Source organism: Paenibacillus sp. AN1007, from assembly GCF_040702995.1.
GTDB lineage: Bacteria > Bacillota > Bacilli > Paenibacillales > Paenibacillaceae > Paenibacillus.
Map to the genome: position 1 here is coordinate 6177549 of NZ_CP159992.1, position 22396 is coordinate 6199944.

General features: G+C 49.1%; 23 protein-coding genes. 22 read left to right on the top strand and 1 reads right to left on the bottom strand.

The genetic code is table 11. The features are described from left to right. Positions 1-35: 35 nt before the first annotated feature. The 11 genes from ABXS70_RS27700 to ABXS70_RS27750 all read left to right on the top strand — a co-directional run bounded on the left by ABXS70_RS27700 (position 36) and on the right by ABXS70_RS27750 (position 9075). Positions 36-320 (top strand): hypothetical protein, encoded by a 285-nt coding sequence (locus ABXS70_RS27700; protein WP_366292536.1) that lies wholly within the window; start codon positions 36-38, stop codon positions 318-320. 110 nt (positions 321-430) lie between these two features. Beyond that, on the top strand, positions 431-898 hold the full coding sequence (locus ABXS70_RS27705; protein ID WP_342553316.1) for a hypothetical protein: 468 nt from the start codon (positions 431-433) through the stop codon (positions 896-898). 215 nt (positions 899-1113) lie between these two features. Beyond that, the gene (locus tag ABXS70_RS27710) at positions 1114-1275 is read left to right on the top strand and encodes a hypothetical protein (protein ID WP_342553315.1); all 162 of its coding nucleotides are present in this window, start codon (positions 1114-1116) and stop codon (positions 1273-1275) included. Positions 1276-1378: 103 nt separating this feature from the next. Next, positions 1379-3370 (top strand): ribosomal protection-like ABC-F family protein, encoded by a 1992-nt coding sequence (gene abc-f, locus ABXS70_RS27715; RefSeq protein WP_342553314.1) that lies wholly within the window; start codon positions 1379-1381, stop codon positions 3368-3370. A 386-nt stretch (positions 3371-3756) separates the two neighbouring features. Next, positions 3757-4230 (top strand): hypothetical protein, encoded by a 474-nt coding sequence (locus ABXS70_RS27720; RefSeq protein WP_342553313.1) that lies wholly within the window; start codon positions 3757-3759, stop codon positions 4228-4230. After that, a complete protein-coding gene (locus tag ABXS70_RS27725) occupies positions 4230-4709 on the top strand; it encodes a hypothetical protein (protein WP_342553312.1) in 480 nt (159 codons plus the stop codon). Before ABXS70_RS27720 ends, ABXS70_RS27725 begins: the two co-directional genes overlap by 1 nt. Before the next feature lie 54 nt (positions 4710-4763). Next, on the top strand, positions 4764-6131 hold the full coding sequence (locus ABXS70_RS27730) for a glutathionylspermidine synthase family protein (protein WP_342553311.1): 1368 nt from the start codon (positions 4764-4766) through the stop codon (positions 6129-6131). Further along, positions 6113-6517 (top strand): DUF350 domain-containing protein, encoded by a 405-nt coding sequence (locus ABXS70_RS27735; RefSeq protein ID WP_342553310.1) that lies wholly within the window; start codon positions 6113-6115, stop codon positions 6515-6517. The genes ABXS70_RS27730 and ABXS70_RS27735 overlap by 19 nt, the downstream gene beginning before the upstream one ends. A gap of 76 nt (positions 6518-6593) precedes the next feature. Further along, positions 6594-7541: a nucleoside hydrolase gene (locus ABXS70_RS27740; RefSeq protein WP_342553309.1), complete on the top strand. Its 948-nt coding sequence runs from the start codon at positions 6594-6596 to the stop codon at positions 7539-7541. Between the two features lie 223 nt (positions 7542-7764). Then, entirely contained in the window at positions 7765-8091 is a 327-nt protein-coding gene (locus tag ABXS70_RS27745; RefSeq protein ID WP_342553308.1) for a PadR family transcriptional regulator, read from the top strand. A gap of 6 nt (positions 8092-8097) precedes the next feature. Further along, the gene (locus tag ABXS70_RS27750) at positions 8098-9075 is read left to right on the top strand and encodes a permease prefix domain 1-containing protein (protein WP_366292545.1); all 978 of its coding nucleotides are present in this window, start codon (positions 8098-8100) and stop codon (positions 9073-9075) included. Positions 9076-9180: 105 nt separating this feature from the next. Here the strand turns inward: ABXS70_RS27750 and ABXS70_RS27755 are convergent, their stop codons facing one another. Further along, positions 9181-9663, bottom strand: a complete 483-nt coding sequence (locus ABXS70_RS27755) for a heme-degrading domain-containing protein (RefSeq protein ID WP_366292548.1) — start codon at positions 9661-9663, stop codon at positions 9181-9183. 241 nt (positions 9664-9904) lie between these two features. On the opposite strand from ABXS70_RS27755, the gene lspA reads away from it, so the two are divergent. The 11 genes from lspA to ABXS70_RS27810 all read left to right on the top strand — a co-directional run bounded on the left by lspA (position 9905) and on the right by ABXS70_RS27810 (position 22369). After that, positions 9905-10387 carry a signal peptidase II gene (lspA, locus tag ABXS70_RS27760; protein ID WP_366292551.1) on the top strand — a complete coding sequence of 161 codons (483 nt, stop codon included), beginning with the start codon at positions 9905-9907 and terminating at the stop codon, positions 10385-10387. A gap of 372 nt (positions 10388-10759) precedes the next feature. Further along, a complete protein-coding gene (locus tag ABXS70_RS27765; RefSeq protein WP_366292554.1) occupies positions 10760-12529 on the top strand; it encodes a sensor histidine kinase in 1770 nt (589 codons plus the stop codon). Then, complete coding sequence (locus tag ABXS70_RS27770) at positions 12519-13307, top strand: response regulator (RefSeq protein WP_342553303.1); 789 nt, start codon at positions 12519-12521, stop codon at positions 13305-13307. Before ABXS70_RS27765 ends, ABXS70_RS27770 begins: the two co-directional genes overlap by 11 nt. 146 nt (positions 13308-13453) lie before the next feature. Continuing rightward, positions 13454-14791, top strand: coding sequence for an extracellular solute-binding protein (locus ABXS70_RS27775; protein ID WP_342553302.1), 1338 nt, complete (start codon positions 13454-13456; stop codon positions 14789-14791). 62 nt (positions 14792-14853) lie between these two features. Beyond that, positions 14854-15735: a sugar ABC transporter permease gene (locus ABXS70_RS27780; RefSeq protein ID WP_342553301.1), complete on the top strand. Its 882-nt coding sequence runs from the start codon at positions 14854-14856 to the stop codon at positions 15733-15735. A gap of 55 nt (positions 15736-15790) precedes the next feature. Then, complete coding sequence (locus ABXS70_RS27785; RefSeq protein WP_342556472.1) at positions 15791-16654, top strand: carbohydrate ABC transporter permease; 864 nt, start codon at positions 15791-15793, stop codon at positions 16652-16654. A 120-nt stretch (positions 16655-16774) separates the two neighbouring features. Further along, on the top strand, positions 16775-17251 hold the full coding sequence (locus tag ABXS70_RS27790; RefSeq protein WP_342553300.1) for a hypothetical protein: 477 nt from the start codon (positions 16775-16777) through the stop codon (positions 17249-17251). Positions 17252-17427: 176 nt separating this feature from the next. After that, complete coding sequence (locus ABXS70_RS27795; protein WP_342553299.1) at positions 17428-18837, top strand: MATE family efflux transporter; 1410 nt, start codon at positions 17428-17430, stop codon at positions 18835-18837. A 165-nt stretch (positions 18838-19002) separates the two neighbouring features. Then, positions 19003-19881: an AraC family transcriptional regulator gene (locus tag ABXS70_RS27800; protein ID WP_342556471.1), complete on the top strand. Its 879-nt coding sequence runs from the start codon at positions 19003-19005 to the stop codon at positions 19879-19881. 257 nt (positions 19882-20138) lie between these two features. Beyond that, positions 20139-20852 carry a response regulator transcription factor gene (locus tag ABXS70_RS27805; protein WP_342553298.1) on the top strand — a complete coding sequence of 238 codons (714 nt, stop codon included), beginning with the start codon at positions 20139-20141 and terminating at the stop codon, positions 20850-20852. Beyond that, on the top strand, positions 20849-22369 hold the full coding sequence (locus ABXS70_RS27810; RefSeq protein ID WP_366292561.1) for a HAMP domain-containing sensor histidine kinase: 1521 nt from the start codon (positions 20849-20851) through the stop codon (positions 22367-22369). Before ABXS70_RS27805 ends, ABXS70_RS27810 begins: the two co-directional genes overlap by 4 nt. Positions 22370-22396: the final 27 nt, after the last annotated feature.

Below are 22396 nucleotides of genomic sequence, written 5' to 3' on the forward strand. Positions count from 1 at the left end.
TCGATATGAATATCCAATCATAAGGAGAGGATTTTGTGGATATCGTTATTTTGTGGACGCTTGGGATGTGGGTGGTACAGCTGTTGATCGAATGGGTGGTATATCGGGTACAGGGACGCCGCATGACGTGGATTCAATCCATTTTGCCGTGTCTGACGCTGCTTGGCGGAGCGGTTGTCATTATGATTAGCATCGATATAGGGGGTTGGAACGGTATCGGGTATGCGCTCCTTGGTGCGGCATTAGGTACATCAGGACTGCTGACGCTGATTACGGTTGCGATTGCGGCTCTGGTGATTCGGCGTCGTGGCAGGCATTAATCCGGAATATACAGGCATGCTGTTTCAGGGTCTGATGTAACCCCATGCTGCATGCTGGAAGCCATGCGGTGTAAGATAAGGTTGCTTTTATATAAGGAAAGGAACATGCGATGAATAGCTTAATCATGGAACATTGGTCTGCTGAACAGCGAGAACTGCCGGGCATGAACTGCATTGCTTTTGCGGATGGAACGGTCATCATTTTAGATATTCTGAAGATTCACGACCCTAACAACAATGAACGAACCATGCATGTTTCTCCGCTCTGTGATACAACGATTGATAGTATGGTGAAGTATAATCCAGATTGCTGGACGATGATAGATGCATGGACAAGTATCGACTATCAAGATGGGACAATCGTTGGCGGGGACGGGGCCATGGGAAATGAGGGCTTTATTGCTTATACGGATGCAGAAGACCGTTTGGTGTGGGCCATTTTTTTCGAAAATACCAATCCAATCAAAAAATTAAGTGTGAACGGAAGCACATTAAATGCGATCAATGAACATGACGAACTGCGCATTGAGATTCATTTGAACCATTTAGTAGATATCCAGATGACTTATCTGGGGTAATTCGCCTTCTGGATAGAAGAGTGGTAGAACAATCGGAAGAAGAGCGTAGGAGGTCAGCACGAGTCGTTACAGTATGAAGTATGCTGATGAAGAATGGCTGAATGAAAACCGTGGACACAGGCATATGACAGGGATGTTGGGCGCTGAGGTGGTTGCAGAGGTGCAGCCGTCTGTGATATATTGACATTACTTATGACAAAGGGAGGTGAAGACAGGTGAATCACGAGATGCTTAACAACCGTATTAGCCAGCTGCCGATTGCTATGGCTGGCATTGTTCACACTTTTTCGAACAACGGGAGAAGTCTGTCCAATTTTATATATACGGAAGTTAACATGTACGAGAAGAAGCCTGCCTTGACCTCATTCGGACGATAAGTGTATTTGCCTTATTGATTTCTGAAAGAGCCGCGGAGCTAACCTCCTGCGGCTCTTTTTGTGTTGCAGTCAGGCTCTTCCACACCTTAGGAGGAACCTTATTATGATGATCATTAGCGCGCAGCAGTTAAAACAATATCATGGAGCACATCTGGTGCTGGACGGCATTACATTTGAGATTATGGAAGGTGACAAGGTTGCGCTGATCGGGCGCAACGGAAGCGGGAAAACCACACTGATGCGTTTGATGGCCAGGTTAAGCCAGCCGGACGAAGGCCAATTGATGCTGAAAAAGGATACACGAATCGGTTACGTGGCTCAGGTGCCCGAAGGACTGGGTGACCACACCGTGCTGGATGTGCTGGGTCTCGGGTTTCAAGAGCTGATTACCTGCCGCAACCGGATGAAGGAGCTGGAGCAGCAGATGTCCGATCCGGCTTGTGCAGCAGACCCGAAGCAGCTGGAGCGTCTGCTGCAGCGGTATGCAGCCCTGCAGGAGCAGTTCGAACGCGAAGGCGGATACGAGATGGATGCACGCATAGATCAGGTCGCAGACGGGCTGGATATAGCCAAGGAACATTACAGCTGGCGGTTCGGCTCTCTCTCTGGCGGGGAGCAGACTCGGGTGGTCCTGGCTTCACAGCTGATCGTCGGTCCTGATCTGCTGTTACTAGATGAGCCAACGAACCACCTTGATCTGGAGCGCGTGGAGTGGCTGGAAGGTTTTTTAAGAGAGTACAGCGGAACCGTTGTTCTGATCTCGCACGACCGCTATTTCCTGGATCGGGTGGTGACACGCACGCTGGAACTGGAGGATGGTGAGGCACAGACCGCTGCGGGTGGTTACACCGAGTATATGAAGGTGAAGGAACAGCGGCTGCTGCAGCAGTTTGAGGAGTTTAAAGAGCAGCAGAAGGTTATGAAAAAAATGAAGGAGACGATTCGTCAGCTCGAAGAATGGGGCCGTGTCGGCGGCAACGAGAAGTTTTTCCGCCGCGCAGCCTCCATGCGCAAAGCACTGGAGCGGATGGAGCAGGTGAAGCGGCCTGTTTTGGAGCGCCGAAGTGCGGATTTTGATGTACGTCCTACGGATCGGACAGGTAAACGTGTGGCTGTGTTGGAAGACGTGAAGAAACGATACGGGGACCGGGACATTTTAAACGGCGTGTCCGCTCTGCTCGAATACGGAGACAAAGCGGCCTTGATTGGCCGCAACGGCTCCGGTAAAACTACACTGTTCAAGCTGCTTTTGGGTGAAGAACAGCCGGATGCAGGCAGGCTGGAGTGGGGTTCGCGTGTAGATGTGGGTTACCTGGCACAGCAGGAAGAAGCGGTGAATCCGAAGCTGAACGTACTGGAGCATTTCCGCTTGGAAGCAGGAGTGGAAGAGGGAGAGGCCCGCGGCATTCTGGCGAGGTATTTGTTCTATGGAGCAGATGTTTTTCGTTCCGTTGGGCAGCTGTCCGGAGGGGAGTGGACTCGTCTGAGGCTGGCCCTGCTGGTGCAGCGTAAACCGAATGTACTTTTGCTGGATGAGCCGACCAACCATCTGGACATCGCATCACGAGAGGCGCTGGAGGATTCACTTGCTGACTTTGAAGGGACCGTGCTTGCGATCTCTCATGACCGATATTTTGTGAATCGTCTGGCTTCCCGTGTATGGGAACTCGAGGATGGGCAGCTGACGACATATCTTGGGGATTACGAAGCGTACCGGGAAAAGAAGCTTGATTTGCAGGCTCGCACGGCGAATGAGGCGCGGCTGGAAGAGGGAGCAGCAGGAACGGGAACAAGAACGGGATCGGGATCGCGGATCAGCAGGAAGTCAGGGGAACGGGGAGCAGGCAAAAGTATCGGCACGTTGGAAGTAAGCAGCAAGACAGGAGAAGTGGGAGGAAACAGCAGGACACGGGATCATGAATCGGTCGAGAAGTTGGAGCAGGCGATGGCCCGGATGGAAGTCCAGATGCAGGAACTCGATCAGCAGCTTGAAGCATTGGAAAATGATCCGGAAGCTCTGGAGCAGACATGGAACGAGCGGGAACGGTTATCCGCAGCGTACGATGAACTGCTGGCTCAATGGGCAGAGATGTGAGAGTAGAAGATTAGAACTATAGGTTGAGTCGCAGAACGATAGCTAGTGCAGTACTAACTGCAGTGCACAAGATCGGATTAGGGTAACCTGAACGAGCGTGAACAGGCAGGCCAGGAATCAGCATAAAAAGGATTGTCTCTCAGTGGATATGCATTTGGCATGCAGCGGCTGACATGAGGCAGTCCTTTTTGTGCAGTACTGCTTCAGAAGTACATATGGGAAGAAGGGGCTGGAGTACATTAGATGGAGAAATTACTTGTTTCTTTTTACATGTCTCGGCGAATAGTGTAACTTTTTTCCTTCTGATGCGTTTAATACGTTTGTGTGTATGGAAACGGCTCATCTAAGAGCTCGCAAAAGGGGAGGGAACAGCAATCTATTATTCATTGACGTATCGCAGCTGGTCGGAGGATAAACAGGCAGAAACGGGTGTGCTGGAGCAGACCTCGGTTACGCGGGATGAACTGTTCATGCGTAAACTGGTGGATGCTGCCCTGATGAAAAACAAACTATGGGCCCACCTGTCCAATGAGTGTCAGGACCGGCGTGATCATGCCATTTATGTAACGGCGTATGATCAGCAGATGCCGGAAGGGTATGGTGCTGCTATTGCGGATGCAGCGCTGGGGATGTGTAAGATGTCTTCCACGTCAATGTACAGCCCGGAGTATATGCTGTGGAATGGACGTTCCTTCCAGGAGCTGGAGCTTGCGGAGTCTTCCAGCTATACGATGGAGCTGGCCGAGCAGCTGCTGGATCACTATATGGTCCGTGCAGACTCAACATACGAGATTTTGTACTCTGTACTGGATACGGATCGGAAGAAAGTGTTGTTTTTCATGAAAGAGGTGGATCTGTAATGAGGGAAGAGGAAGTACGAAAACCGTTAAACTCGCAGGAGTCTGGAGAAATCATGGGGAATACGCCCGCGCCAACGTATGAATCCATACCAGAGTTAAAATCTACGTCAGCGTTTGAAGCCGTATCGGGATTAAATCCCGCATTAGAATTGAGCCCAGCTTCGAGCATATCAGAAGCCGGTGTAGGGCGTAACATCAGACAGACGTCAGGGTCTAAACCGGGCTCCAAAGCAAAACTGGTGGCGTTTTCTCTGATGCTGGCGGTGCCTGCAGTACTCTCGGGATGCGGCAGCAGCGATGAATGTGACCCTGAGTATGATACCGGCTGTGAGTATGATTCCAGCAGCGGTCATTACTATTACGGAGGGTACGGCGGCTCATCCTATCGCAGCAGCAAAGACGGCAGCAGCTCCTATAAAAGCTCATCCAAATCCAAATCGAGCGGCTTCGGCAGCTTTTTCCGAAGTTCGGGAGGTTGATTGCATCATGAAGCAGGCAGCTGTTCTCAGCGTCAACCGGGGGAGGTCGGCAGGATGAGGGAAGTGTACCGGATGCCGTACAGTCACGAAGAGATTTTCTCGGGTGAGGCTGGAGAGAAGATTCCGTATCACCGCATGTACGGCAAGCAGTACTGTGTGCCTGCACTGACGGTTTATACCACGGAAGAAGTGCAGGAGCTGCGTGCTGCGGCAGAAGCGGTGGATGCCATTTACAGTAAAGTGATGCGTTTTATCCAGCGATATATGCCCGATTCGTTTCTGATGCACCCACTGGGCATTCATCCGGGGCTGATTCCAGCAGCTCGTATGGAGGCTGTTACGGGCGGAATCACTCGTCAGGACTGGATTATTGGTGAAGCTGGTCTGAAATGTATAGAAAATAATACCGATACGCCTACAGGTATCCCTGAATCGGCTGCACTCGAGCGCATTCTGATCGGATGCACAGCTGATCCGATGTGGACTGCACCGTCTGCAGATATGGATGCACGGCTTCGGGAGTGTTTCCGATCCTGGCTGTCGTTTTACGCTGAGCAGGGGCTGGAAGGGCCGGTTACATTTACTTCCTATGGCGAACACGTCGAGGATCGAACCAACACTGCTTATCTGATGGAACGCTGCTGTGAAGCGGGATATGAGGTGCTGTATGCTCCGTTGGAAGAGCTTGAGATTGTGCCGGGAGAAGCGCTGTATCATCAGGGACGCGAGATCAGGCTGCTGTATCGGCTGTATCCGCTGGAATATCTGATTGGCGATCGGGACGAAACGACCGATGTAGATATTGGGGCTGCGTTGATTGAGCTGGTGCGGGAAGGTCGGCTTGGCCTGATGAATCCTGTACAGCATGTGCTGATGCAGAGCAAAGGTTTTATGGCAGCCATCTGGTCACTGTACGAGCGGAATGAGCAGACGCCGGAATACTGCGGATTTACACTTTTTGATGAAGCCGAGATGGATGTCATTTCCCGTTATCTGCTGCCAACCTACTTTACCGCGGAGCCGTTTGAGCAGAGCGATGTTCCTTACGCAGCCAAAAGCTACTGGGGGCGCGAGGGTCGTGGGACACTTTTGCTGGATGGAAACGAAATTGAAGAGACGGTGGGCGTGAACATGGAAACCAATAAAGATGCTGAAGAAGACGAAGAGACAGCCGCCTACTACGAAAATCAACCCAAGGTATACCAGCAGCTTGTGCCGATGGAACAGGCTGTAATTGAGACAGAGGATGGCGAGTACAGTGGTTATCTGCTGACAGGTGTATTTGTAATCGGTGGACGTTTTGCCGGAATGCTGCCCCGAGTTGGGGAGAAAGTAACCGGAGATATGGCGTATTACTGTGCTGCTGCAGTGCGTGAACCGATGAATGATGAGGAGGAAAAGGAATGGAAAAGCTGGGAGTAAACCTCGTGAATGTGGGATTAGGGATCGGCATTCTGCTGGTGGTATTGATTGTTGGATATTTTGTGTTTAGTAAATTAACCCGTTATAACGACAGCGAGGAAATTGCAAAAGGCAATGAGGCGGCAGGCATGTATATGGGCAGCAAGCTGCTCGGGTTGTGTATTATTGTGGGAATGGTGTCTTTCTCGACGCATGCATGGCTGGATATGCTGCTGTGGTCAGGAATAGGTATCATCATTCTGTGTCTGGTCTATATTATATTTGATTTCCTGACGCCTAAAATCCGGGTATGTGATGAGATTGCGCGCGGTAATATGGCGGTAGCACAGCTGCTGCGCTCGGTGATCATCGGTGTGTCCATCGTCATCGGTACGTTTTTGATGTAAAATAGACCCTGACGTGTAATTAGGTGATTTCAACTTATATAGAACGAATATTATACAGAAGAAGGGGCGCGGCAGCATGAGAAGAGTCATCATTGATACGGATACAGCAGGAGACGATACGATTGCGATCCTGACGGCACTGCATCATTTTCAGGTGGAGGGCATTACGATCACTGGAGGCAATGTGCAGTTCGACCAGGAGGTTGAAAATGCGCTGTACACGGTGCAGGCCGCCGGACACGGCGGTAAAGTTCCGGTATATAAAGGCTGCGAGCGCCCACTAATGTCCTATGGTCAGGCGCAGCACCGGACAGTAGAAGACGTACATGGGGATGACGGCATGGGAGGTGCACATTTTCCCAAGGCAGAGCAGCGTCCCGAAAGCGGGCATGCAGTTGATTTTATCATTGAGAAGGTGCATGCACATCCGGGTGAAATCGAACTGCTGGCTATCGCACCGCTAACGAATATTGCAATGGCGATTCAGAAGGACCCGACGATTGTTCCCGAGATTGCTCACCTGTACATTATGGGCGGAACGAATAATGCTCTGGGTAATATTACACCGGCGGCAGAGTATAATTTCTACGTGGACCCGGAAGCAGCCAAAATTGTCCTGCATGCAGGTATCCCGATTACGATGGTTGGCTGGGAGATGTGTACGCAATACTCGGTTATGGATGATGACGACCATGCCGAGATTGCAGCGCTGGGCACTTCGGGTGCAGATTTCTTCACGGCGATTAACAAGGTGGTCATGCAGTTCAACAAGTCGGTACATAAATTGAATGGAACAACGCATCCCGATACCTTGTTAATGGCTGCAGCGGCAGATGAGTCACTTATGACGAAGTCCGGTCATTATTATGTCGATGTGGAAGCGGCGGGCGAACTGACGCGCGGGTACAGCGTGGTGGATATTAACGGACGCTTGGGCAAAGCGCCAAATGTACGTGTATGTGAGGCGATTGACCGTCCGAAATTCAAATCCATGCTGCTGGATGTGCTGTCTTCGATTCAGTAAACGTTTCGCGCAAATGCAGGGCGGAGAACAGCTCTGTACATTGGCTCGGTGAATCTAACAACAGACATCATTATACCAAACGATATACTTATCAAATCCGTACCTTTATCCAGGTGCGGATTTTTATTTTATTTCGTTGCACACAAACTACTTCATCTGTCGTAGTAAATGTGCTATACTCAAACTACTACGACAGATGAAGTACTGAGGGGGAATATGTTTTGTGATCAGCAGTGATGTAATACGCGGTTATAATGATACGCTGATCCTCTACATGCTGCTTGAAGGGGAATCGTATGGATACGAGATTTCCAAGAACATTCGGCAGTTGACAGACGAAAAGTATGTCATGAAGGAAACTACACTTTATTCGGCATTCACCCGTTTGGAGAAAAACGGTTATATCGAATCCTTTTATCAGAATGAAAGTCTTGGCAAGCGCCGCACCTATTACCGGATCACGCCAGCTGGCCTGGGCTATTACAGGGAAAAGTGTGAGGAATGGAAGGTTACGCAAGAGGTTGTTAATCTTTTTATCAGGGAGCTGTGACGGAATATGGAGACAATTATGGTGTATCTGGAAAATATGTTTGCGGGTTTGCCGAGAACTCCTGAGGTAGAGCGTATGAAGCAGGAGCTTCTTTCGGGTATGGAGGATAAGTATCTGGAGTTAAAACAGGAAGGCAGATCGGAGAACGAGGCAGTTGGCATTGTCATCTCCGAGTTTGGCAGCATCGAGGAGTTGATGACGGAGCTTGGCATTCAGCCCAATGAAGCTCAGGAAACCCTCCCTATACTGGAGGAAGAAGAGATCCATGGTTATATGGCAGCCAAACGAAGTGCGGGATTCTGGACAGGGCTCGGAGTATGGTTGTGTGCATTTGGCGTGGCCTTCCTGATCTTTATGGATACGCTGTTTGAGAGCAGCATCCAGTTGGGAAGTAACAGCCCTGTGGAAACAGGGGCGGTAATCGGTCTGATTGGCATGTTTTTACTGGTCGCACCTGCTGTAGGTATGTTCATCTACAGCGGTACAAAGCTGGGACGGTTCGAGCATATGGAGAATGAGTTTCAGCTTCCTCGTGCGTTTCTGATGAGTCTGCAGCAGAGTAAGGCAGGCTTTGCGCTAACCTATCGTGTTGCTCTTATTACGGGGGTATGTCTGTGCGTTCTGTCTCCTGTGTTCATATTCGCTGGGAACTATATGAATGATATTTATGCGGCTTATGGTGTGTCGGCTTTTCTGATTACGGCAGGTGTTGGCGTGTTTCTCTTTATTTATTACGGTAATATTCAGGGAGCGTATACAAAACTGCTGGAGGATCAGCATCTGGATGCATCGAAGAGAGAGGAAGCAAGAGCGGTTCGTGCAATAGAAGCCGTGGTGTGGCCGCTGGCGATCGCAATCTTTCTCTTCACCGGTTTTGTGTATCAGCGCTGGGATATCAACTGGGCGATCTTCCCGATTGTGGGTGTCCTCTCCGGCAGCTTCAGCCATGTGTATCACATTATGAAAGATAGAAAATCTTTCTGATTCTTTAATTGAACAGTGAATTGAAGAAGTTTAAAATGCTGTACCCGCCTTATTCATTCCATGAAGGCGGGTTTTTGCACCCCAAAGAGAAGCTGTAAGTTCACGTTAATGCTCTAGAAATGAACGAATTCCTGAGGTAACGAGGTCGTGGTCCTCCTCATCAGGCAGACCGGATATCGTGATAGTGCCTACCTGCCCTTCCCCTTTTAAAATCAACGGAAATGCTCCGCCAGCGAGTACATAATCAGATTCAGACAGATCAAAATCCTTCTCCAGTGTCTTGTTCTCGCTTCTTAACCGCAGAGCGGTATGCCAGGAGCTGGAGCCGAAGTAGTTCACGACATTATTCTTACGGCGAATCCAGTTTTCGTTATCAGGGTGTGTGCCTTCCATCGAATGGAGAAAGAGACGATGCCCCCTCAGCGTAATCTCAATGGTCACTGCCTGTGAGCGGTGATCAGCTTCCTGAGTCAGATGCAGGCCGAGCTGCAGTGCTGTTTCGGAATTAAACGTATCCCATACCAGTTCCTGTTCTTCCTGCTGCATCAGTTCTAATCTGGCTGTAATTTCAGGATCGATAGAATTCAATGAAAGACATCTCCTTCGTATGTGTGATGAAGCTCTACATTCGACGCAGGACATAGCTGTACCTGCCCAGAGTGAAACACGGATTTCAATAGATGTTACAGGAGGGGAGAGGCGGTATCATTTGGAGACGGGATAACCACTGTGGTAAAGTAAGAGGAACATGATGACGATGTTCTTGATGTGAATTAGGATGTTCTTCTTGGGATAAAGAGCAGCATAAGCAGACAGGAGGGAAAGGGCAATGCTGTTTTATTTTGTCGCGCTGCTGGTCACGCTGGTAGATCAAGGAACTAAAATAGCGGTGCGGATGTATATGGAGATTGGCGAAGTCATGCGGCTGGGTGACTCGGGGATGCAGCTGCAGCATTATGAAAATAGCGGTATGGCGGGAAGTATGTTCCAAGGCAATGCGCGTCTGTTCGGAGTGATTGCGGTGCTCTTTATCGCAGGCATACTGTATTATCGATACAAAGGTGAGATACGTGGTTTCTGGATGCAGGCAGGAGCAGGGTTCATGGTGGGCGGGGCGCTTGGTAACGCAATTGACCGTTTTATCTATGCCCGGGTGACGGATTTCCTCGTGTTCCCCTCCGGACGCGGTATATTAAATATCGCCGATGTAGCAATCAATATCGGTGTGATCATGATCATCATCGGCATGCTGATTCGTGCATATCAGCGATATCGGGAGAAGCGTCTGCGTAATGCACTGCCTAAATCGTAGCGTTTTGGCATAATGGATCTGTGCTCAGAGGTCTGGATTCTTTATAGCGGTGCAGTTCCTTGATGCAGATGCAGCAAATGTCAGGCTGCTGCGTGCAGGGACTGCACCCGTATATTGGAGAGAATAAGGTGATTTATCCATTGCTTAACGGCCAAAACTGTGATATTTTGAATTCGATAGTTTAATCGGTAAACAAAGTGAGGTTGAATAGAGGAAAAGAGGCGAGAAGGAAACCTCCTTTTGCAAGCGCTTTAATGGCAACACGGCAGAATAACATAGGCGAATCCGGCATCGAGTGTATCCCGTTAAATCCAGCTGCGGGCGTGAGATGGTGGGTTCTTTTACATGCAGACAGAGGAGGAGTTTGGGACATTGCAGCGTAAAAATAGACATTTTAACTCGCTCCGCAATCAGATTTTTGTCGGTTTTGTGATGGTTATGCTCGTTGTGCTGCTGCTCGCAGGCATTACAGCCTATGACCGTGTAGCCTCTCTGCTGAAAAGCAATGCCGAGAAGCATATCCATCAAACAGCTGTGCAGGCCAGCGGCAGACTGGACGCATTGATTGCTCAGGTGAATTCGTTGACGGCTCAGGTGGCGGATGATGCTTATGTGCAGCGTCTGTTGAACGGGGAGAAACACGGAGAGAAGGCAACCTTTAATCAGCGTCAGGCGCTGCTGCAGATCGCGGGCAGTTACCAGTCCTTTATTAATGGCGCTCAGAGCATGGAGATCTATACTACAGAATACAGCCGTATCTTCCCAATGGATGATCGGTCCTTGAATCACAGGCTGGAGCGAAGCTGGATTGTCAGAGCCGATGAGGGAAAGGGCCGACTGGTATGGGCAGGCTCTGATCCAGATGATCCGAGCATTCTTCTGGCAATTCGGCGGATCAGCCTGCTGGATCGTTCCTTCGAGCATGGAGGATACGTGGTTGTGCGTATGCAGCGAAGTTTTTTTCAACTGAATGATTCGGACGGGACAGACGGTTCACAGGATTCAATCATGCTTCTGGATGGCGGGGGTGAAGTGGTGACCTCCAATCTGGATGTCCATCTGGACCCGCAGGCCGTAATGAACAGTGAATCTATCGTTCAGAACGGGAAGGAGTCCTATATCGTGGTGAAGCAGCGTTCGGAGTTAACCGGATGGACACTGGCTGTGCTGACACCGCTGCGGGAAACGACTGAGGGAGTATCGATCCTGAGAACAGCTCTGCTTGTTTCGGGAATCATCGGTGTCGTTCTGTTTCTTGTGATGTCGTTTTTTCTATCGACAATGATCACTCGTCCCCTGATTCGGCTGATGCGGGCGATGCGAGGAGCGCAGCCAGGAGCGATGAGGCCCAATCTCATGGTCAGCTCTACTATGGAGATCAATGAACTGAACGAGGTGTATAACCAGATGGTCTACAGGCAGAATGAATTGGCACAGGTAGTGCATGAGAAAGAGGTTATGCAGTCCCGGGCTGAACTAAAGGCGCTGCAATCCCAGATTAACCCTCATTTCCTGTTCAATACATTAGAAGCCTTCTACTGGTCGCTGGAGGATAAAGGAGAGGAGGAGATGGCCCGAATGGTGATCGCCATGTCGCGGTTATTTCGCTATATCATTTCCAGCCCGGATCAGGATGAATGGGTTACGATGGCGGATGAACTGGAGCATGTAGAGCGCTATTTGAACATTATGCAGATGCGTCTGGGTGACCGAATGCAGTGGGAGATCAGACTGAGCGAGGAACTGCGCGGAGTAAGGATTCCTAAGCTGCTGATCCAGCCTCTGGTGGAAAATGCAGTGCTGCATGGCATCGAAAGCACCTTGAAACCGGGGAAGATAGAGATTAGTGTGCAGTCGTCGATGACAGCAGGTCTGCTGCATGTGCAGGTGCAGGATGATGGACCTGGTATGGATCAAGAGCGTCTACAGGCTGTTCTGCATGCATTGGATGGTGGTCCGGCTGCTCCCGGCAAAGGAACAGGTGTAGGGCTGATCAACGTGCAGCGCCGCCTTCAGCTGTACTTTGGCAGTCAGCTTGGCCAAGCTGTCAAACTGGAGGTTGAGAGCAAAGCAGGAGGAGGAACCGTCATTTGTTTGGAAATTCCGAGGGGAACGGGAATGGAGGCTGTACATGATTCATGAAAAAACGATTCTGATTGTGGACGATGAGCCGCGCACAAGAGAAGGCATACGCAAAACACTTGAAGCATGGTCTGTCGGGAAGAACCGGATTCAGACGGCAGCGAGCGGTGTGGAGGCTAGGGAGTGGCTTGCCAGCCAGACAGCAGATCTGCTCATTACCGATGTACGCATGCCGGAGTTCTCCGGCTTATCTCTGGTGGAAGCCATTCAGCATTCTCCAAGCAAACCTGCGGTTCTCATTATGTCGGGGTACGCGGATTTCAACTATGCTCAGCAGGCAATTAAGCTGGGTGTGGTGGATTATTTGCTTAAGCCAATCGAGAAGGAGCAGCTGCTGCAAACGGTACAGAAGGCACTGCATATTCATGAGCAGCAGCGGCGTATTCAAGCGATGCAGGACATTGTTGATCCGAAGCTGGTTGATATTCAGGAGCGAAGAGATCCGCAGGATAACAGTCCGATTGGAGAAGCTATGGCTTATATCCAGGCACATCTGGGTGAACCGATAACGATGCGTGAGCTTGCCGATTCCCTGCACCTGAACTCCAGTTATTTCAGTGTGCTGTTCAAAGAACAGGTTGGACTGAATTTCAGTGAGTATCTTATGCGCAAACGGGTACAGCGGGCAAAGGAATTGCTGGTGCAGACCGTACTGCCGATTTCGGAGATTGCCGAGAGAGTCGGTTACCAGACGGACAAATATTTTATCAAAGTATTCAAAAGTTTGGAGGGCATCAGCCCGAGCAAATATCGTCACACGGTAAATGAAAAGAGCTAACACATTATAAAAAGTATTTTCTAAAAACCTCTCAAAATAGTGGAGTTTTACCAAATCATTCTACCCTTATAGCCTGATGGTGCCCGTGCTACAATTTTTTTGAAGCGGTTACAAAAACCGAAATTCCACTATTGGGGGTTGGAAATATGAAAAAAAAGACACTGGCTATGCTCCTGTCATGGACGCTGATTCTGGCTGTCATTCTCACGGGATGTAACAATGCAGGCTCCGGTGGGGGCAGTGACTCCGGTAGTAACGCGGGTGGTGGGGACAGCGGTACAGATGGTAAGGTTACCCTGAAATTCATGCATCTCTGGCCAGCCGGAAGTTCGGCCCAACAGAACAAACTGGTCAATGATATTATCCAGCAGTATCAGACGGATAACCCAAATGTGACGATCAAGCAGGAAGTGCTGGAAAATGAACAGTACAAGAACAAACTGAAAATTTTATCTGCTTCCAATGAACTTCCGGATGTCGGCGTAACGTGGGCTGCGGGCTTCCTGGAGCCTTATGTTAAGGGCAGCTTGTTCGCACCGCTTGATGAGCTGTTGAACGGCTCTTTGGGCGAGAAGTTCATTGCCGGTACGACGGAAGCTTATGCGGTAGACGGCAAGACATATGCGCTGCCAATCGAGCTGAACATTTCCCCCATTTATTACAACAAAGCGATTTTTGACAAATATAATTTGCAGCCGCCAGCCACTTATGATGAATTCCTGAATGTGGTGAAGACGCTGAATGATCATGGTGAAGTGCCGATTGCACTGGGCAACAAAGACCGATGGACCGGCTCCCTCTGGTATATGTACTTGGCGAACCGGGTAGGCGGGGATGCGCTGGAGAAAGCCATTAATGGTTCCGGTAAATTCGATGATCCAGCGCTGACGCAGGCTGCGGCGGAAGTACAGAAGCTGGTGGATATGAACGCATTCAACAAAGGATTTAACGGTTTGTCCAACGATGAGGGCAAATCCGAATTTATGAATGAGAAAGCTGCGATGTATCTGATGGGAACGTGGGAACTGCCAAATTTCACAACGAACCCGGATATTCCGCAGGAATTCAAAGATAAGGTTGGATTTTTCAAATTTCCGACGATTGACGGCGGCAAAGGTGATATTAACAGCTGGGTAGGCGGACCAGGTGTAGGTTTGTTCGCGGCCCAGAACTCGAAGGTGAAGGACGAAGCACAGAAATTCATTCAATACTTTGTGGAAAAATGGGGCGAAAGCTCTGTGACTGAAGCAGGTGTCATTCCAGCGACCAAAGTGGATACAGCTGCCGTGCAGCTGCCGCAGCTTTACATTGATCTGCTGAACGAGCTGAACCAGGCGAGCAGTCTGACTCTCTTTGCAGATGTGCAGATGAAACCGGCTGCTGCTCAGGCGCATCTTGATATGATTCAAGCGTTGTTTGGCAAAGCAGTCACACCGGAGGACTTTGTGAAGAACCATCAGGCTGCGATCGACAAAGGCAACTGATGTACACCTCGCCTACACTTACACCACTTGGATGGTTAAACGTTTGAAGGGAGGAACCCATCTTGGACAAAGTCATGTCGAACCGTCTGGTGGCCGCGCTGTATGTACTTCCTGCGCTGCTTCTGCTGCTGGTTCTGGTTTACATTCCGATCGTGCTCACCGGATATTATGGTTTGATGCAGTGGGATGGGATCGGGGCAATGACGTTTATTGGTTTGGATAACTACACCAGATTGATCCAGGACAGCACATTCTGGCAGAGTGCAAATCATACCTTTTTGCTGGCCTTATTCTCTGCGCTGAGCCTCATCGGTTATCTAATGATTGCCCTGGTGCTGTCGGGCAAGATCAAGGGCGCGAATCTGTTCCGCAAAATATATCTCATTCCAATGCTGCTTTCTTCCGTTGCCATCGCTCAGTTATGGCTAAAAATCTATCACCCCAGTAACGGAGTGCTGAACAGTTTTCTGGAGGCAATCGGATTTAGCAATCCGCCAGCTTGGCTGGCGGAGCCATCACTGGTGCTGTATGCACTGTTCGTGCCGATTCTGTGGCAGTATGCAGGTTTTTATATTTTGATCTATTATGCGGCACTCAAAAATATCCCGGAATCGCTCATTGAGGCTGCGCGGATTGACGGCGCGAACCCGTGGCAGATTGCTTTTCGTATCAAGCTGCCGCTCATTACAGAAGTCATCAAAGTCACTGTAGTGCTGGCCGTGGTCGGCTCGCTTAAATATTTTGATCTCATCTATGTGATGACGGATGGCGGCCCGAATGGTGCGAGTGAAGTGATGGCCTCCTACATGTATCGTCAGGCGTTCCGCAGTTTTGACTTTGGATACGGCAGTGCGGTAGGTTTCTTCCTGCTTCTGATCTGTCTGGTCGTGACTTGGCTGCTTCGCAAAGCAACGGCATCCAAAGATACAATTCAGTATTCCTGACGTAATCGTAAAATGAAAGGGGGTTTATTCGGTGAAGACGGATACAGCTGTTCGGCTGCCAGTAGGCCCGGAGACAGGTCACAGCCCTGCATGGACGAGAAGGCTTGGATATGTCCTGCTCTATGTACTTCTGTCACTGGTGGCTTTGCTTCAAATCCTGCCTTTAATCTGGCTGATGTTATTCTCACTCAAAAATAACCAGGAAGTATTCGACATGGCTCCTTTTGCGCTTCCGGCACAGCCGCGCTGGGAGAACTATGTTAAGGTATGGACAGAAGGCAATATCAGTTTATATTTCTTCAACAGTGTATGGATTACGGTTGTTTCTGTCGTGTTTACGGTGCTGTTTGCCAGTCTCGTCACCTTTGCGATTACACGTATGCGCTGGAAGGGACGTTCGCTGGTGCTAGGGCTGTTCATGGTGGGACTGATGATTCCGGTGCATTCCACACTGATTCCTCTGTTCAGCCTGTTCCTGAAACTGCACCTCACAGACCATCCCTTATCGGTCATTCTGTCTTACATTGCATTTAATATGCCGATCACCATTATGATTCTGCTCGGCTTCTATTATGCACTTCCGAGGGAGGTCGAGGAGGCAGCGGTGATGGACGGATGCTCGGTGAACCGCATTTTCTTCCGCATTGTGCTGCCGATGACGGCCTCCGTCATTGCCACGACGGCGATCATTAACATGATCTATGACTGGAACGAGTTTATTTTCGTGAATACCTTCATCAGTTCGGATACGTATAAAACGCTGACCGTTGGAGTGCAGAACTTTATCGGGCAGTATACAACGGATTGGGGTGCCATTGGTGCTACGCTGATGATCAGCATCCTGCCGATTCTGATTGCGTTCCTTGTGCTGAGTGAACGAATTGTTGAAGGGATCGCGGCAGGTTCAGTCAAAGGATGATTCGAGGATATACTTTTCCAAATAGAGGCCCTTCCATTACTCACTTGTCCGTGAGTTGGAAGGGTTTTTAGTGTGAAGGGAGAAATAGGTGAAATAACACATTGCAAAGGAGCTGTCATAATGAAGCTGAACAAACGAATATCGTTATTAATGGCTGGAGCTGTATTGGGGGCAATATTATTTGCATCCACTACGACGGCAGAAAGACCTGCAGCCCAAACTCCGCTGGAAGCCGCAGCTGGCTATTATGACGCTTATATGGATCGGGATGCAGCCGGAATGATGTTTTATTCAGAAGACACCAATTATCTGGATGAGAAAAGTCGTAAAGAAGGTTACCTCAAAGATTTTATAACGAACCCTACTACCGATTACCAGATCGTAGGCAGCAAAAAAATGAACAACTATGAATTTCAGTTCTATATTGTACAAGAGTATGCGGGGCAAAATTATGATCAATCACCTCCACTACCCCATAAGGTATTCAAAACTGAAAATGGATGGAAGGTTCTGGTGGAACCTCTGGAAATCAACACAGTAACTGGTGAGGTCACGAAAGGCACGCCAATTCATGCTTTGAAGCATACGGAAGAATAAGCTGTTGTAACGGTTTGTTTGCTCATGTATGCTGCACCATACTTTTGAAAGTGCTAAAATACCTATTACTGGAATTTTCAAAATATTTTCAATTATTTTCGCAAAACTACTGCATTTTCAAACCACCTGTGCTAACATACCCTATGAATTAAAGCAAACGTTGGAAAGGTGAGAAAATGACAGCAATATCCTCGACCAAAGAGTCCCTCCGTTCAGACGCCCAGGACCTGAAGCTGATCCGGCTGACTTGGCCTATTTTCCTAGAACTCTTCTTGTTTATGTTGATGGGGAGCGTGGATACGCTCATGCTTAGCTCGGTATCGGATAATGCCGTTTCCGGGGTGGGCGCAGCCAACCAAATTATCTCGATTGCGATTCTTGTACTTGAAGTCATTGGACATGGTGCTGCAATTGTTGTGGCCCAATATATCGGTTCGAAAAAGCTGACAGAAGCAGCGCAGGTTACAGGTAATGCCATTACGCTAAACCTAGCGGTCGGATTGATCCTTAGTGTGATCTTCCTGGTGTTTGGTGGACATTTGCTGTCACTTTTAAACATACAAGGTGAAATTTACGATTATGCTCGATCCTATATCAGTATTGTAGGGGGCGGGATTTTCCTGCAGGCCCTCATTAATGCACTTGCTGCAACGATCCGGACACACGGTTATACGAAGGAAACGATGTATGTCTCCGTGTTTATGAACGTCATTCACGTGATTGGTAACTATGCGCTGATTTTTGGACATTTCGGCCTGCCGAAGCTGGGGGTGGAAGGGGCAGCGATCTCGACGGTGGGCAGCCGTTTCATCTGCCTGCTGGTCTTCTTCTGGCTGCTGTATCGTGTAAGCGAGGTACGTGTTGATTTTGAATACTACATTAAATTGTCCAAACATTTTATTGGTAAAATTCTGCGAATCGGCATTCCATCTGCGATGGAGTCCATGGTATATCACTCCTGCCAACTGGTATTCACGCTGTACGTGACTTATCTGGGGGCAGAAGCTATGGCAACGAAGCAGTACGCAGGCAATATCTCTAGTTATATTTATCTGTTCAGTATGGCGATCGGTATGGGAACGTCCATCATTGTGGGCCGGCTTGTGGGCGCAAGGCGCAAGGATGATGCATACAAACGTGTATTTGACAGTGTGAAATGGGCGCTTCTGGCCACGATTGTCATTGACGTGATTATCATCATTTTCCGTGTGCCGCTGATGGGTATCTTTACGGAAAATCCGGAGATCATCCGACTAGGTGCTCAAGTCCTGCTGCTAAGTTTAGTACTTGAAACCGGGCGAACCTGCAATATCGTCATTATTGGTTCCCTGCGTGCAGCGGGGGATGCGAAGTTCCCGGTATACATGGGGCTGATCTCCATGGTGTGCATGAGTCTGCCTCTTGGATATCTGCTGGTATTCCAGCTTAACATGGGGCTTGCAGGTGTGTGGCTTGCCATTGCCGCAGACGAATGGACACGGGCGGTTATTATGTACTTCCGCTGGAAGAGCCGTGCGTGGGAGAAACATGAGCTGGTGGAGCACGAGGAAGATGAGGTTAGCGGACAGCCGGTTCCGGCAGTTTAAGGGAGTTATTGCTTGTGAGATTGTTAAGAGTCAGACGAGGACATGGTTGTCCCGGTCTGGCTCTTCTTTTTTAATTTCGCAAAAATGATCAAAACGGCTGCTGCGCGAACACGTATAGTATGGATATGGAAGGGGGGCCATCCTTAATTGAGCCGTTATCAGGAGATGATTCAGGACAGTTTGTTCTATATTGAGAGCCATCTGCATGAAGAGATTGGACTGGAAGACGTGGCTGCCAAGGCGTTGTTATCGCCTTATCATTATCACCGGGTATTCCGGGATGAGGTGGGTATGACGGTCGTTGATTACATTCGCCATCGGCGGATGAGCCTGGCATCTACGGCACTGCGTTCGACGAAAGCAGGCATCCTGGACATTTCGCTGGCATGTGGATTTGAAAGTCAGGAAGCGTTTACTCGTGCTTTTCGCAAAATGTATGGCATGCCGCCCGGACGTTTTCGTAAACTATTTAATCTGAAACTATTCACTGGAAAAACTAGAGGAGGAGAATTACAAATGAATGCTGAAACTGCAATCAAAGGCTGGATGTTGACCGGGAGTCACCCGCAAAATTATGAGATGGGTATTGATCCTGCAGAGGTACATCAAGGGAAGGCCTCAGGGTATTTGAAGGCAGTCACACCGATGACACCTAATGAATTTGCTACCATGATGCAGCAGTTTAAGGCGGATAAATATTTGGGCAAACGGATGAAACTGTCTGGCTTTGTCAAAACCGATCGTGTGGAAGCATTTTGCGGACTATGGATGAGTGTAGCTAACCAGGCTCAAGATGTACTGCAGTTTGATAATATGCATGACAGGCCGATCACGGGTACACAGTCCTGGAATCAATACAGTATTGTGCTGGATGTCCCGGCAGCGAGTGAAACGATCTCGTTCGGGGTACTCCTGAACGGTAAAGGTAAGGTCTGGGTCGACAGTTTCCGCTTTGAGGAAGTGGACCCGAGCACTCCTGTGACCCATATGGAGACAGAATATGAGATGGCGGACGAGCCTTTAAATTTATCGTTTGAGGAGTGAAAAATTAAAAGTTGTTGGTGTAACATAAACAAGTTTTACTCATTCTATCTGAATTTTGTGCGAAGTTAGAGCCATCCCATCTGGTGGAATGGCTCTTTTTGCTGCCTTTAGGGTATAAAAATAGAAGAGCGGCCAGCATGCCGTCCGTTTGGTACCTCTCCTGCTGGGAATGATCAAACTTTTCATGGCGTATTTAGACAATACCTTGCTAACATAGACGCATAAACATTATGACTCAGATAAAAAGGATGAATCCGATGAATAGAAAAGTGCTTGTTGTGGATGATGAATCCAGCATTGTCAGTGCCATTGCGTACGCATTGCGGCGTGAAGGATATGAGGTGGAGACAGCGAGTGATGGTGAAGAAGCACTGATGAAAGTGGCTGCGTTCAACCCGCAGGTCATGATCCTGGATGTGATGATGCCCAAGCTGGATGGATACGGTGTTTGCCGCAGGCTGGAAGACCGCGAGGATATCGGCATTATTTTACTTACTGTGAAGAACGAACTTGTGGATAAGATTGTCGGTCTTGAGATGGGTGCGGATGATTATATGACGAAACCGTTTGAAATCCGTGAACTGCTGGCCCGCGTGAAGGCACTGATGCGCCGGGTAGAAAAGACCGCTTCAACCCCACTGGACGATACCAAGGGTCAGGCTGTTGTGAACGGGGCAGTTCGCATTCATGCCGCCCACCGCACGGTAACGGTAAATGAAGAGAAGCTGGATTTAACGCCGAAGGAGTTCGACCTGCTGATGATTCTAATGTCAAACCCGGAGCGAGTGTACACACGAGATGATTTACTTGACCGGGTGTGGGGCATGGAATACGCAGGGGGCACTCGGACGGTAGATATTCATATGCAGCGTTTGCGTAAAAAAATCGGGGACACCGACCAGCAAATGCTGCAGACTGTATACGGAATTGGGTACAAGGCTGCAGCTCCTGAAGCAGGCGGGGCAGTATGAGAGTCAGCATCAAGCTGAAATTCAGTGTGTTTCTGGCGGCACTGCTCATTCTCACCGTAGTTGTCTTGAGTTCACTGGTACTGCGAGGTATTGAACTGAATCAGCAGTCACAGGTTGAAAGTATTCTGGCCCAGCAGACAAGGCTGGTCAATCTGAATGTACGCCAAGCGTATTATACCGAAGCTGTTCGCCAGGAGCCGGGAATGTTTCTGCAGCAGAATGGGCGAAGGTTGGTGCAGGCTCTGTCTAATTCAACAGGCCTGCCGATTGCGCTGTATGATATGAGCGGGAAACAAGTGGGTGCTTCTTTTCCCCAAAATGAAAGTGAACTGGTTCAGGAGACGTTGAATTACGCCTTACAAAATAAAATAGCTTATCATGAGCAGGGGGAGACACTGCTTTATGCTGCGCCGCTGGACGGTCCCGAGGGACAAATCGGTGCGGTATGGATTCAGTATCCGGTCCAGAGTTATCATGATTTTTACGCGCGGATTCGGCAGCTGTTCCTGTGGGCAGGCATCGTAGTAGTTGCACTGAGCTTCATTCTCGGATATCTGTTCTACAACCGTTTTGCCGCAGCCATTACCCGGTTGAAGAAGTCGGCAGCCTCCATTCAGGAAGGGAACTATATTACCGAGTCTCCGGTTAAACGCAAGGACGAACTGGGTGAGCTGGGACAAGGGATATACTATATGAGCACATCTATTCAACAAAATATAGCAGCCATGCATACCGAGCAGCAGAAGCTTCAGCTGGCGATTGAGAAATTACAGGCACTGGAACAGCAGCAGAAACAGTATATCGGCAATATCAGTCATGAGTTCAAGACACCGTTAACGTCCATTAAGGCCTATGTGGAGCTGCTGAACATGTACAAGGATGATCCACAGCTGCTGGACGATGCGATCAGTAACATCGGTAAAGAAACCGAGCGATTATATGAAATGGTAGAGAAGGTGCTGCATCTGTCTGCGCTGGAGAAGTATGATTTTGAGAATCTGGCCGAGGATGTAGAGATTCGCGCGTTGCTGGAGGATGCCTGCGGACGAATGCGAGGCAAAGTGGAGAAGTTTGCATTGAAAATGGAACTGCATCTTGAACCTGCCATTATTCACAGTGACCGCGAGAGCTTGATGCACATTTTCATTAATCTGCTGGATAATGCGATTAAATATAATATTCCGGGAGGTACCATCCGGGTAGAGAATGAGCGGCGAATGCAGGGACAGCCCCGAGTCATGATTCGTATCCATAACTCAGGAACGCCGATCCCGGATGAGGCAAGAGAGAAGATATTTGAACCTTTTTACACTGTCAATAAGGATAGAGCTCGAAAAACAGGCGGAACCGGGCTTGGCCTGTCGCTTGTAAAGCAGTTTGTGGAAAAGCAGGACGGAACCATTACACTGCTGCCTGGCGATGAACAGAATCAAGAAGGCGTAACATTCCAACTCGTATTCCCACTCGTAGATACAGATATAGATACAAGTTTACAAGTTGGAAACAAGTCTGAATAACTTTGGAAGTATCCCGGCTTTAGAATG